The 13,572-nt window shown below is 39.8% G+C and carries 9 protein-coding genes; 8 read left to right on the top strand and 1 reads right to left on the bottom strand.

Annotated elements, in window-relative coordinates; all coding sequences use genetic code 11:
* Window positions 1–10: 10 nt before the first annotated feature.
* The 8 genes from MWU78_RS10120 (at window position 11) to MWU78_RS10085 (ending at window position 11,311) form a co-directional block, all read left to right on the top strand.
* The gene (locus MWU78_RS10120) at window positions 11–3,130 is read left to right on the top strand and encodes a TAT-variant-translocated molybdopterin oxidoreductase (RefSeq protein WP_246997537.1); all 3,120 of its coding nucleotides are present in this window, start codon (window positions 11–13) and stop codon (window positions 3,128–3,130) included.
* Window positions 3,131–3,163: 33 nt separating this feature from the next.
* Window positions 3,164–4,912, top strand: coding sequence for an NrfD/PsrC family molybdoenzyme membrane anchor subunit (nrfD, locus tag MWU78_RS10115; RefSeq protein ID WP_246997535.1), 1,749 nt, complete (start codon window positions 3,164–3,166; stop codon window positions 4,910–4,912).
* Window positions 4,913–4,914: 2 nt separating this feature from the next.
* Window positions 4,915–5,436 carry a DUF3341 domain-containing protein gene (locus MWU78_RS10110; protein ID WP_187581894.1) on the top strand — a complete coding sequence of 174 codons (522 nt, stop codon included), beginning with the start codon at window positions 4,915–4,917 and terminating at the stop codon, window positions 5,434–5,436.
* A gap of 11 nt (window positions 5,437–5,447) precedes the next feature.
* A complete protein-coding gene (locus MWU78_RS10105; RefSeq protein WP_246997533.1) occupies window positions 5,448–6,008 on the top strand; it encodes a cytochrome c in 561 nt (186 codons plus the stop codon).
* Window positions 6,009–6,026: 18 nt separating this feature from the next.
* The gene (locus MWU78_RS10100) at window positions 6,027–7,340 is read left to right on the top strand and encodes a quinol:cytochrome C oxidoreductase (protein WP_246997532.1); all 1,314 of its coding nucleotides are present in this window, start codon (window positions 6,027–6,029) and stop codon (window positions 7,338–7,340) included.
* Window positions 7,341–7,374: 34 nt separating this feature from the next.
* Window positions 7,375–8,433 carry a cytochrome c oxidase subunit II gene (locus tag MWU78_RS10095; RefSeq protein WP_246997529.1) on the top strand — a complete coding sequence of 353 codons (1,059 nt, stop codon included), beginning with the start codon at window positions 7,375–7,377 and terminating at the stop codon, window positions 8,431–8,433.
* Between the two features lie 44 nt (window positions 8,434–8,477).
* The gene (locus MWU78_RS10090; protein ID WP_246997528.1) at window positions 8,478–10,298 is read left to right on the top strand and encodes a cbb3-type cytochrome c oxidase subunit I; all 1,821 of its coding nucleotides are present in this window, start codon (window positions 8,478–8,480) and stop codon (window positions 10,296–10,298) included.
* 188 nt (window positions 10,299–10,486) lie between these two features.
* Window positions 10,487–11,311: a DUF2807 domain-containing protein gene (locus tag MWU78_RS10085; RefSeq protein WP_246997525.1), complete on the top strand. Its 825-nt coding sequence runs from the start codon at window positions 10,487–10,489 to the stop codon at window positions 11,309–11,311.
* Here the strand turns inward: MWU78_RS10085 and MWU78_RS10080 are convergent.
* Window positions 11,308–13,572 (bottom strand): acyl-CoA dehydrogenase, encoded by a 2,265-nt coding sequence (locus MWU78_RS10080; protein WP_246997523.1) that lies wholly within the window; start codon window positions 13,570–13,572, stop codon window positions 11,308–11,310. The genes MWU78_RS10085 and MWU78_RS10080 overlap by 4 nt on opposite strands.

The following is a 13,572-nucleotide window of genomic DNA, read 5'->3' as shown; positions in this document are numbered from 1 at the left end:
GATATATCATATGTCATCAAACAAAAAATACTGGAAAAGCGAGGCGGAATTAAACCCCAACGATTCCATTGTTGAGACGCTAAGACAAAATGAATTTGTTCAAGAGATTCCTGTAGATGATTTCTTGGGTGATAAAGAAACATTGGCGGCATCTTCGACCAACAGAAGGGATTTTCTTAAGTACGTAGGATTTAGTACGGCTGCGGCTTCATTAGCAGCATGCGAGGGTCCGGTAATAAAGTCAATTCCTTATGTGGTGAAACCGGACAATATAATTCCTGGCGTGGCCAATTTTTATGCCACTACCATTGCGAATGGTTTTGATTTTGCCAGTATTTTGGTAAGAACACGCGAAGGAAGACCTATTAAGATTGAAAATAATACCGACGCAAAAATCGGAGGGAATGCAAATGCTCGTGTACAGGCTTCGGTTTTGTCACTGTATGATAGTACACGTTTGCAAGGGCCTACATTTAATGGTGAGCCTATTGCCTGGAGCGATCTGGATGCCGCGGTAAAATCTAAATTAGGGTCATTAAAAAATTCAACCAAAAAGATTGCAATCTTAACGCAGACTTACGCAAGTCCGTCCACTTCCAGATTGATAGCTGAATTTAAGGAGTCTTATGGAAACGTGGATCACGTTACCTATGATGCTATTTCCCAAGATGCGGCGCTTTCTGCTTTTGAGGCCAAGTATGGCGAAAGGGCGTTGGCCGATTATAATTTTGAGAATGCAGACATCATTGTTTCCTTTGGGGCTGATTTCTTAGGGGATTGGCAAGGTGGTGGATATGATGGAGGGTATTCCAAGGGCAGGGTTCCTAAAAATGGAAAAATGTCCAAGCATGTGCAGTTTGAGGCCAATATGTCCTTGACTGGAGCCAATGCGGATAAAAGAGTTCCTTTGACGCCTTCTGAACAAAAAGTAGCCTTGGCTTATTTTTACAGTAAGCTTAATGGTACTTCAGGTGGTGGTAATCTGCCGGAAAGTGCAAAGGCTGCATTGGATGTTGTTGCTGGTCAGGTGCTAAAGAATAAATCAAATGCCGTTGTTGTGACGGGTATAGATGATGTTAATGCCCAGGCGGTAGTTTTGGCCATTAATGAAATGTTGGGAAGTAGGGCTTTTGACGCTACTGCTCCCAAGTATGTTAGACAAGGTAGTGTTAAGGCTGTAAATGCATTATTGGCCGACATGAAATCTGGTAAGGTTGGTGCTTTGTTGATGGATGGTGTCAACCCTGCATACTCGCTTCCAAATGCTGCTGATTTTGCTGAAGGAATCAAGAATGTAGATTTAACAGTGGCATTCTCTGCCAACAGAAATGAAACAACGGAATTGGTTCAGTATGTTGGAGCGTCAAATCACTATTTGGAATCTTGGGGCGATGCCCAATTAAAGAAGGGGCATTATAGCTTAATGCAGCCTACTATAAAAGAATTGTTTGATACAAGACAGATCCAGGGCGCTATTTTGCAATGGATGGATAGTGATAAGACTTATTACGATTATATAAAAGAAACTTGGAATACTGGAATATTGGCTGGTAGTGACTGGAATCAGGCATTGCACGATGGTATTTTTGCGTCGGTTCCAATGGCGGAGGAAGAGGCTGTGAAAGCTGTGGCCCCTGTTGTTGGGGAGGCGGTGGAAGCACCTACTGCGGTTCCTTTGGCTTCGGCTATAGGAAGTCTGTCCGGAGCTACGGCAGATGGTATGGAATTAACTTTGTATTCCAAAGTTGGTATGGGAGACGGACAGCAGGCAAGTAATCCTTGGTTGCAAGAGTTTCCGGATCCAATTACAAGGGTTTCTTGGGATAACTACGTTACCGTTTCTAAAGCTGATGCTGAGAAATTAGGCTTGGTCAATGAAAATGTTGCTGATGGCGGTTTAAATGGTAGCTATGTAAAACTTACTGTAGACGGTGTTGCTTTGGATAGCGTACCGGTTATTGTTCAGCCAGGACAAGCTCCAGGCTCTTTGGGACTTTCCTTTGGGTACGGCAAAACAGTTGGTATGAAGAGTGAGATGCAAACAGGTGTAAATGCTTATACCTTGTATAGTAACTTCTCCAGTACCCAGGCTGTGACCATAGAGAAATCTTCTGGAATGCATGAATTTGCATGTGTTCAATTGCATAAGACTTTAATGGGTAGGGGCGATATTATTAAAGAAACTACCTTAGAGATATTTAATACTAAGGATGCTAAAGATTGGAACGTTGTTCCTGTGGTATCCTTGGATCATCAAGAAGTACCTGCTACATCAGTGGATTTGTGGGATAGTTTTGACCGTTCTATTGGCCATCATTTTAATTTGTCCATAGATTTGAATGCATGTACAGGTTGTGGTGCTTGTGTTATAGCGTGTCATGCGGAAAACAATGTGCCGGTAGTAGGGAAGGAAGAAGTGAGGAAATCTAGGGATATGCACTGGTTGCGTATAGATAGGTATTATTCTTCCGAAGAGACTTTTGCACAAGATGATACCAAAAAGGAGGAATTTGAAGGCTTGTTCGGGGATAAGGGGTCCTTGGGTGGTTTTGGTGAGATGGAAGATCCATCTACCAATCCACAGGTGGCATTCCAGCCTGTAATGTGTCAGCATTGTAATCATGCGCCATGTGAGACTGTTTGTCCGGTAGCGGCAACCTCGCACGGTCGTCAGGGTCAAAACCATATGGCTTATAACAGATGTGTAGGTACTAGGTACTGTGCAAATAACTGTCCTTATAAGGTAAGGAGGTTTAACTGGTTCCTTTACAATGAAAACGATGAGTTTGACTATCATATGAACAACGACTTAGGGAAAATGGTCATCAATCCTGATGTAACCGTTAGGTCTAGGGGTGTTATGGAGAAATGTTCTATGTGTATGCAAAAGACCCAAAAAACAATTCTTGATGCCAAACGCGATGGTCGTGTGGTTAAGGATGGAGAGTTTCAAACAGCTTGTTCCGCTGCATGTGGTAATGGTGCTATGAAGTTTGGAGACGTTAATGATGCAGGAAGTGAAATTGTGAAATTAAAGGAAAGTAACCGCATGTATCACTTGTTGGAGCATGTTGGGACCAAACCAAATGTTTTTTATCACGTAAAAGTGAGAAATACAAACGAAGCTTAATCAAATTAGAGGAACGTAACTATATATTAAATTATGGCGTCGCATTACGAAGCACCTATACGAAAACCCTTAGTTCTTGGAGATAAAGGATACCACGATGTAACCGTGGACATTGCAGCTCCGGTTGAAGGGAAAGCCAATAAGCATTGGTGGATTGTATTTTCCATTGCATTAGCGGCATTCCTATGGGGTGTTGGATGTATAATTTACACGGTATCAACAGGTATCGGTACATGGGGATTAAATAAAACAGTGGGCTGGGCCTGGGATATTACCAACTTCGTTTGGTGGGTAGGTATCGGTCACGCTGGAACTTTGATCTCAGCGGTATTATTGCTGTTTAGGCAGAAATGGAGAATGGCTATTAACCGTTCTGCTGAGGCGATGACCATTTTCTCGGTTATACAAGCGGGATTGTTTCCGATAATTCACATGGGTCGTCCTTGGTTGGCTTATTGGGTATTACCTATTCCAAACCAATTTGGATCTCTGTGGGTAAACTTTAATTCGCCTTTGCTTTGGGATGTATTTGCAATATCTACTTACCTTTCAGTATCCCTTGTTTTCTGGTGGACTGGATTGTTGCCGGATTTTGCCATGATTCGTGATAGGGCAGTTAGACCTTTTCAGAAAAAAATATACAGTCTTATAAGTTTTGGATGGACAGGCCGTGCCAAGGATTGGCAGCGTTTTGAGGAAGTTTCATTGGTCTTGGCCGGATTGGCTACACCGTTGGTACTTTCTGTACATACCATTGTATCCTTTGACTTTGCTACATCGGTAATACCGGGATGGCATACAACGATATTTCCTCCCTACTTTGTTGCTGGAGCTATTTTCTCTGGATTTGCTATGGTTAACACCTTGTTGATCATCATGAGGAAGGTGTGTCATTTGGAATCATATATTACTGTGCAGCATATAGAACTGATGAACATAGTTATTATGTTGACAGGTTCCATTGTAGGTTGTGCCTATATTACGGAGTTGTTCATGGCTTGGTATTCAGGTGTTGAATATGAGCAGTATGCCTTTTTGAATAGGGCTACCGGACCTTACTGGTGGGCTTATTGGGCAATGATGACCTGTAATGTTTTCTCGCCTCAGTTTATGTGGTTTAAAAGGCTAAGGACTAGTATTATGTTTTCTTTCTTTATCTCTATCGTGGTAAACATTGGTATGTGGTTTGAAAGGTTTGTAATTATTGTAACTTCATTGCACCGTGATTACCTTCCGTCTTCATGGACAATGTTCTCTCCAACTTTTGTGGATATAGGGATTTTCATTGGAACCATTGGATTCTTCTTCGTGTTGTTTTTATTATACGCTAGAACTTTCCCGGTAATTGCTCAGGCAGAGGTGAAGTCAATTTTGAAATCTTCCGGTGAGAGGTATAAGAAATTAAGGGATACAGGTAAGCCTTTGTACCAAATTTCCACAATTAAGCCTGTAGTTAAGGAAAAAGAGCCTATTACAGATGACGTTATTATGGGAGAGGTTGTTCCGGCAAAAGGTGATAAAGTTGGGGTTTCTGAACTGTTGGGCACCATAGGAACTTTTGATCCTACCAAGCAGAAGGCTGATGATCTGAAAAAAATAAAAGGTATAGGCCCTCAAATGGAAGCTACCTTGAATCAAATAGGGATATATACATTCGCACAGGTGGGTCGTATGACCAGTAAGGAGTATGACCTCTTGGATTCTATTACAGAAACGTTCCCGGGAAGGGCACAAAGAGATGATTGGGCAGGACAAGCAAAGATTTTAAATAATAAGAAATAATTATGGCGTCGAAAGTTATACATGCATTTTATAATGATGACGATGTGCTAATGCATGCTGTTAAAAAGGTAAAAGCAGCAAAGCATCATATAGAGGAGGTTTATTGTCCTTTCCCAGTACATGGATTGGACAAGGCAATGGGGCTTGCTCCAACTAGGATTGCCATAACTTCTTTTATGTATGGTTGTGTTGGTCTTACCGTGGCAATTGTTATGATGAATTATATCATGATCGAGGACTGGCCACAGGATATTGGTGGTAAGCCAAGTTTCAGTTATTTGGAGAACATGCCAGCTTTTGTGCCGATCATGTTTGAGTTAACTGTATTTTTTGCGGCGCATTTAATGGTAATCACGTTTTATTTAAGAAGTAGATTGTGGCCATTTAAAGAAGCTGAAAATCCAGATGTTAGAACCACGGATGACCATTTCCTAATGGAAATTGAAATTCATGATAACGAACAGGAATTAAGGGATTTGTTGATGGATACGGGAGCAGTCGAAATTAATATTACAGAAAAGTAGTCATAGATATTATGAACAGTTTTAGCAAAATAGGAGTCTTATTTGGTTTGGTATTATTAGTTGCTTCTTGTGCAAACACAAATAGCAGAAACTATCAATACATGCCCAATATGTACGAGTCCGTAGGTTATGAGGCCTACCAGAAAGTTGATTTTCTTCCTGATGGGATGGAAGCTGGGCTTCCAGCCGAAAATACGGTAGCTAGGGGATGGATACCTTACGGAATTGAGAATACTATTGAAGGAAAAGAATTGGCAAGGGTAAATCCGAGTCCATTGGATTCCTTAAAGCAAGAGGCAAATCTAGCTGTAGGCAAGGAGCTCTATACTATTTATTGTGCCATTTGTCACGGTGATAAGGGAGACGGACAAGGTAACTTGGTAAAAAGGGAAAAAATATTGGGTGTGCCCAGTTATGCAGATGTAGCTAGAAACGTAACTGTTGGAACTACTTACCATGCCATTTACTATGGATTAAACTCCATGGGGTCCTATGCAGGGCAATTGGATACCGAAGAGCGTTGGAAGGTTTCTGAATACGTGATGAAATTGAAACAAGATTTAACAAAATAAGACCTAGATATTAGCAATATGTATACTTTTTCAAATAGATTAAAAATTGCTTCCTTCATTTTAATGGCTGTGGGCGTTTTGGGAATTGGTATCGGTTTTATGGCTGCGCCAAGTACTGTAGAAGAGGCGAAGGCCATAGTTGCCGGACACGGTGACGGACATGGGGATGCTCATGCAGTTGCGGAGGGTCATGGTTCAGAAATGGAACATGGTGATGCCCTTGATGCATCGCATGATGAACATTTGTTGCACCAGTTGCAAAACAAGCCTTGGGCGGCATTATATGTTGCGGCCTTTTTCTTCTTTATGATTGCCTTGGGTGTTTTGGCCTTTTATGCTATTCAGCGGGCTGCGCAGGCTGGCTGGTCGCCATTGCTTTTTAGGGTAATGGAAGGAATTACGGCCTATTTGGTGCCAGGTGGTATAGTTGTATTTGCAATATTGGCCTTGTCGGTTGCCCATATGAACCATTTGTTCGTTTGGATGGATCCAGAGGTGGTTGCACATGATGCCCTTTTGCAAGGTAAAGCCGGATTTCTTAATGGTACATTCTTTTTGATCAGGGCTGCCGTTTTCTTGGGTGGGTGGATCTTATATAGGGAGTATTCCCGTAAATTGTCCTTGGCTCAAGATGAGTCCAATGATGATTCCAATTTTAAATTGAATTTTAGGATATCCGCTGGCTTTTTGGTTTTCTATTTGATAACTGAATCCATGATGTCATGGGATTGGATTATGAGTGTAGACCCACACTGGTTCAGTACTCTGTTTGGGTGGTATATTTTTGCCAGTATGTTTGTATCTGGTATCACCGTAATAGCCTTGGTGACCATTTATTTAAAAGCTAGAGGTTATTTGCCGGATGTTAATGATAGTCATATTCATGATTTGGCCAAGTTCATGTTCGGTATAAGTATTTTCTGGACCTATTTATGGTTCTCTCAATTTATGTTGATTTGGTATTCCAATATTCCAGAAGAGGTGACTTATTACGTTACCAGAATAGCGGATTTTAATTTGCCATTTTTTGGAATGGTTGCAATGAACTTTTTGTTCCCTGTTCTTTTGCTTATGAATAGCGATTTTAAGAGGACTAATTGGTTCGTGGTAATGACTGGAATCGTAATTTTGGCTGGACATTACATGGATATTTTTAACGCTATAATGCCATCCACTGTTGGCGACCAATGGTATATAGGTATACCAGAAATTGGATCTATTTTGTTCTTTACCGGATTTTTCATATTTTTTGTATTCAGGGCTTTGACTAAAGCGCCATTGCAGCCAAAACGAAATCCGTTTATAGAAGAGAGTAAGCATTTTCATTATTAGTATTTAGTATATAAGTATAATTTCAAATCATACGATGACTCCATTTTTGACCATAGTTGTTTTAGTATTAGTGGCAATTGCTATCTGGCAAATGACCAAGATATTCGAATTGTCACAAATTAGAACTAGCAATTCCCAAGTAGCAAGTGAAACAGATAATAAATACAATGGGTATTTGATGTTCGCTTTCTTGATTTTCCTATATGGAATTACCATTTTTAGCTTTTGGAAGTATACTAAAGTACTTTTGCCGGAAGCTGCTTCCGAGCATGGTGGAGGGTATGATTCTTTGATGGTTACTTCATTTGTAATCATTTTTATTGTACAGACTTTAACCCAGTTTTTATTGCATTATTTTGCGTTTAAATACAGGGGTGACAAGGAAAAAAAGGCGTTGTTCTATGCCGATAATGATCGTTTGGAGTTTATCTGGACCATTATCCCTGTTATTGTATTGGCAGGTTTAATATTGTGGGGCTTGTATGCCTGGACCAATATTATGGATATCAATGATGAGGACGATCCTCTAACTGTTGAATTATATGCCCAACAGTTTAACTGGACCGCCAGATATGCAGGAAATGATAATGTTTTGGGTGATGCCAATGTTAGAATGATCGATATTGATAAGGCCAATATTCTAGGTTTGGACAGTTCAGATCCAAATGCAGCCGATGATATTATAGTTAAGGAATTGCATTTACCGGTGGGTAGAAAAGTTAATTTTAAAATGCGTTCGCAAGACGTACTGCATTCTGCATACATGCCACATTTTAGAGCGCAGATGAATTGTGTGCCTGGGATGATTACACAGTTCTCTTTTACTCCTACAATTACTACTGAGGAGATGAGACAGAATCCGGATGTTGTGGATAAAGTAAAACGAATTAACGGAATTAGGGCTGAAAAGGCATCTCGGGGAATTGAGAATACCGATCCTTGGGAGTTCGACTATATCTTGTTGTGCAATAAGATATGTGGAAAGTCCCATTACAATATGCAAATGAAAATTATTGTTGAAACGGAAGAGGAATACAATGCATGGATAGCAAGTCAGCAGACTTTTGGTAAATCCATGGCTTCAGCACAATAATTTAGTCTTTAAAAATAATAATAAAAATATTTAAAAATACAACTATGTCTGTAACAGCTCACGCACACGTAGAAGACCATTCAGATGATCACGGACATCATCACAAGGAAACCTTTGTGACGAAGTATATTTTTAGTCAAGATCATAAGATGATTTCAAAGCAGTATTTAATTACTGGTCTTATAATGGGATTCATTGGTATTATGATGTCCTTATTGTTCAGGATGCAACTGGCATGGCCAGGAGAATCTTTTGCAATTTTTGAATTCATATTAGGTAAATGGGCACCAGGAGGTGTAATGGATGCTGATGTTTATTTGGCATTGGTAACCATACATGGTACTATCATGGTATTCTTTGTTTTAACAGCAGGATTGAGCGGTACCTTTAGTAACTTGTTAATTCCGCTTCAAATAGGAGCAAGGGATATGGCATCTGGATTTTTGAACATGGTTTCATACTGGTTGTTCTTCTTGTCCAGTGTTATTATGCTTGCTTCCCTTTTCTTAGAAGCAGGACCTGCCGCTGCGGGATGGACTGTATATCCTCCACTTAGTGCACTTCCAATGGCACAACCAGGATCAGGTATGGGTATGACCCTATGGTTGGTAGCTATGGCAATATTTATAGCATCTTCCTTATTGGGTTCATTAAACTATATTGTTACCGTAATTAATCTTAGGACCAAGGGAATGTCCATGACTAGACTGCCTTTAACTATTTGGGCATTTTTTGTAACCGCAATTATAGGTGTTATTTCTTTCCCTGTCTTATTGTCTGCGGCATTACTGTTGATTATGGATAGAAGTTTTGGTACTTCTTTCTTCTTGTCCGATATTTTTATTCAAGGAGAGGTGTTGCATTATCAAGGTGGATCACCGGTATTGTACGAACATTTGTTCTGGTTTTTGGGTCACCCAGAGGTATATATCGTAATCTTGCCGGCAATGGGAATGGTATCCGAAATTATGGCCGTCAATTCGCGCAAGCCGATTTTTGGGTATAGGGCAATGATTGCTTCTATATTGGCAATTGCATTCTTGTCTACTATTGTTTGGGGTCACCATATGTTTATTTCAGGTATGAATCCTTTCTTAGGTTCCGTGTTTACCTTTACAACCTTATTGATTGCTATTCCATCAGCTGTAAAGGCGTTTAACTGGATTACTACCTTATGGAAAGGTAATCTTCAGTTGAATCCTGGGATGTTGTTTTCCATAGGTATGGTTTCAACCTTTATTTCTGGGGGATTAACTGGAATTATTCTTGGGGATAGTACCTTGGATATTAATGTTCATGATACTTATTTTGTTATTGCCCACTTCCACTTGGTGATGGGTATATCTGCACTTTACGGATTGTTTGCCGGTGTTTATCATTGGTTCCCTAAAATGTTCGGTAAAATGATGAGTAAGAACTTAGGGTATGTACACTTTTGGATAACGGCTGTTGGTTCATACGGAGTTTTCTTCCCAATGCATTTTGTAGGAATGGCTGGGGTACCACGTAGGTATTATGAGAACACTGCATTTCCAATGTTCGATGACCTGACCGATATTCAAGTGTTAATGACTGTATTTGCGCTTATTACCGCTGGAGCACAGTTGGTATTTGCCTTCAATTTTATTAGAAGTATTTTCTACGGAAGTAAAGCTGTTCAGAACCCATGGAAATCTACTAGCTTGGAATGGACTACGCCGGTAGAACATATTCATGGCAACTGGCCTGGAGCAATTCCAGAAGTACACCGTTGGCCTTATGATTATAGTAAAATCGATGATAACGGCGAATATATTATTCCGGGACAGGATTTTGTTCCTCAAACCTTACCATTATTTGAGGGTGAGGAGGAAATGCAGCATTAATGAATTGAAAGTAACAAAATAAAAAAGTCCGTCTTTAAGATGGACTTTTTTTGTACCTTCCATTTAGATATTTGAAATAATGGGCTTTAAGCACCATATGGGGTCATTAAGTTTTTTATTGTTTTAATGTCTTAGGTTCTTGAAACGGGTTTTTTTAAGTATTGATTATTTATTTTAAATCATTTATAGTGAAACATATATTATTATTTTTTATGTTAACGGTAAGCTGTGTAGTCTACTCCCAGCGGAAACCCAAAATCAAGGGCAATAAGAATGTTATAGAAGTAAGGGAGGCCCTACCTCCATTTACGGCCATAGAGTTAAATGATGATCTTGATATCAACTTACAAGCCGCTTCTACAGAGGAATATATAATTGAAGCTGACGATAATCTAATTGATGTATTAAAGTTTAGGGTAGAGAATGAAACACTTATTATTAGTTCCTACTATAAAATAACCTCCAAGAGAAGGCTCAATATTACAGTGAATTTTAGTCAATTGTACCGTATTACTGCCAAGGAGGGGAATATCGTGGTTAAGAACCGATTTTCTACCGAGTTTTTGGAGGTTAATGGAACAGGTTCTGGAAGGGTTGAAATTGATGTTGATGCCGATGCAATGGAGATTACAATGAACGATAATAGTAAGGGTAATTTTAAGGTAGACACAGATACCTTAAATATTCGTATGGCTGAGAAATCGGATTTAAGACTGTTTGGGGTTATGGAAAGCACTGTTTTGTATATGCAACGAAATTCAAAGGCCGATTTGGAAGGATTTACCGATGTTTTTCAAGTGCATATATTGGATAATTCAGACCTTAAAGCCAAAAGATTGGAAGCCAATACGGTTCAGGCAACTTTGGAAGGTGGCACCTCGGCCGAAGTTTTGGCTAAGACCGCTGTTGATCTTAATTCCAAAGGATCGGCCAAGACCTATGTTTTTGGTGAGGGCAAAATTAATCTGCAAGAATTTCTGGATACCTCCGAGCTTTACAGGCGAAAGAATTAACGACTTATTGGGGCTGTTAAACAATTATCCGGAATCCCAAAACCATCAACCAAAACCTCTATATGTGGTCTAAATTCGGTACTTAACCGTTCCACTCGTTGGCGTATGGCCTTGGATTTGGTTCCTCCCAAATAGCCCTGTTCCAGAAACCAAGAGGCATCTTCCCGAATTTCGGTTAATGCAAAGAGACAACCCAATTTGAGAAAGAGTTCTTTGTTCTTTTTGTTGTCTATGGTTTCGGTAAACTTTATAAATGTGTTATAGGCCAATTCACTGCTATAGGCCTTCCCCAATGCTAATAAATGTGTTTGTACTTTTAGGAATGCCTGATAGGACGGCACCCCTTTTTTGATGTAATCCCTGATTCTCATGGCTACAGAATAGGTTAACCTTCTAGTTCTATAGTCAAAGGCATGTTTATGGAATTTTGGATTGTAAAGATGCTCTTTATCCACTTTGTTGGCGTACATCGGATTAATAGTAACCAATTTATCACTAATTTGTGTGCCCAATAGTTTTAATACGCCAGCAAATCCGGAGCTATTGAGTTCTGAATTAAAATCGGACATGATTCCCTTGGCCGCCAATTGTAAAAGCACCGTATTATCACCTTCAAACGTGGTAAATATGTCCACATCTGCTTTTAAATCTGCTATTCTATTTTCTAGCAGGTACCCCTTACCACCACAGGCTTCCCTACATTCTTGAATGGTTTCGTTTGCGAACCAGGTTATAATTGCTTTTAATCCGGCGACTTGGGTTTCTATTTTTCGTTTATCAGTTATAGATTCATCACTATAGATTTTCATTAATGAATCTAAGGTTACCTGATATACATAAGATTTGGCTATAGCCGGTGTAAGTCGAAGTTGGTGTGATGGGTAGTCCATAATCAAATCCTCTTGGACCTTCAGATTGTCGTTGAATTGCCGTCGGTGGAGGGCATATTTTACCGCAATGGCTAGGGCCATTTTTGCACCGCTCAATGCGCCTTTGGCCACACAAATTCGGCCCCCTACCAAGGTGCCCAGCATGGTAAAAAAGCGCTTGTTCGGATTTTTGATTTCGGAATAATAAGTACCGTCCTGTTTAATGTCACCATATTTATTTAAAAGGTTTTCACGGGGTACCTTTACCTGGTCAAACCAAATTTTGCCATTGTCTACACCATTGAGACCTAGTTTATAGCCGTTATCCTCAATACGTACACCTGGCATTAAACCATGTTCCTCATCCCTTATTGGCACTACAATAGCATGGACTCCATGGTTTTTGCCTCCAACGATCAATTGGGCGAACACTGTGGCCATTGTTCCGTGTAATGCATTGCCAATATATTCCTTATTGTCATTCTTGCCCGGAGTATGAATGGTGATGTTATCCTCCTCCAAATTATAAGTGGCTGTTGTTTTTACACCTCTTACATTAGATCCATGACCTGTCTCCGTCATGGCAAAACATCCAAGTAAGTTGGCTTTTCCAATATCCATTAAATATCGATCATGGTGTTTTTTTGTGCCCAACTTTTCTATACTTCCTCCAAAAAGTCCAAATTGGACCCCGAACTTTACGGTAAGGCTTCCGTCAACATACATTAGGTTTTCAAAAATGTTGGCGTACAACATCATATTGTTTGTTCCTCCATACGCCTCTGGATAGGCAAATGCACCATAGCCTTCTTCGGCCAAACATTGTACTTGGGATAATACTTTCTCTCTAAAAATGTCTTTGTTCTTAATAATCTCCCATGTGAAAATGGGATTTCTTAAGGTCTCACTAAATTCAACTATTTCATGTCCGAAATCGCCCTTAAATAATTGATCTATTTCCTTTGGGTTGTAATAGTTGGAGGATTTTTCCTGTATAACTTCCACTTCGAACAAATGATGGTAATGATTTGGTTGTATTCCTAGGTTTATTTCAATAGCGGACAAATCTTCGTTGAACAAATGGGCTGACCCATTTTGAGATATCAATTTCTTGCTAAAGGAAGTCAAGGGGTGGTTGTCACCCTCTACCAATTTTATACCCGAATTGGAAATGGTACGCTGCCAGGATTTTATTTCCTCCGACTTTGGAGGCTTAGCTGTATTAAGCCAGTTGTTTAGGGTTTCCCTATCTTTTTCGGAAAGGTGTTGGTCGTCTTCTATTATCTTTTTTACGACTGCAATTTCCGAAACGGTCAATAGGTCATCAGACCAGATTACAAAAAAGAAAGGTATATATTGTAGAATGCTGGGTGGATATGTGATCTTTATCAT

Origin of the sequence: Arenibacter sp. F26102 (genome assembly GCF_023015865.1) — a bacterium.
Classification (GTDB): Bacteria; Bacteroidota; Bacteroidia; order Flavobacteriales; family Flavobacteriaceae; genus Arenibacter.
This window is presented reverse-complemented; position numbering and strand designations above follow the sequence as displayed.

Excerpts from the sequence above, each read along its gene's own strand:
- MWU78_RS10120 (WP_246997537.1), top strand. The coding sequence starts at position 11 with ATGTCATCAAACAAAAAATACTGGAAAAGCGAGGCGGAATTAAACCCC.
- nrfD (WP_246997535.1), top strand. The coding sequence starts at position 3,164 with ATGGCGTCGCATTACGAAGCACCTATACGAAAACCCTTAGTTCTTGGA.
- MWU78_RS10110 (WP_187581894.1), top strand. The coding sequence starts at position 4,915 with ATGGCGTCGAAAGTTATACATGCATTTTATAATGATGACGATGTGCTA.
- MWU78_RS10105 (WP_246997533.1), top strand. The coding sequence starts at position 5,448 with ATGAACAGTTTTAGCAAAATAGGAGTCTTATTTGGTTTGGTATTATTA.
- MWU78_RS10100 (WP_246997532.1), top strand. The coding sequence starts at position 6,027 with ATGTATACTTTTTCAAATAGATTAAAAATTGCTTCCTTCATTTTAATG.
- MWU78_RS10095 (WP_246997529.1), top strand. The coding sequence starts at position 7,375 with ATGACTCCATTTTTGACCATAGTTGTTTTAGTATTAGTGGCAATTGCT.
- MWU78_RS10090 (WP_246997528.1), top strand. The coding sequence starts at position 8,478 with ATGTCTGTAACAGCTCACGCACACGTAGAAGACCATTCAGATGATCAC.
- MWU78_RS10080 (WP_246997523.1), bottom strand. The coding sequence starts at position 13,572 with ATGATAAAGATCACATATCCACCCAGCATTCTACAATATATACCTTTC.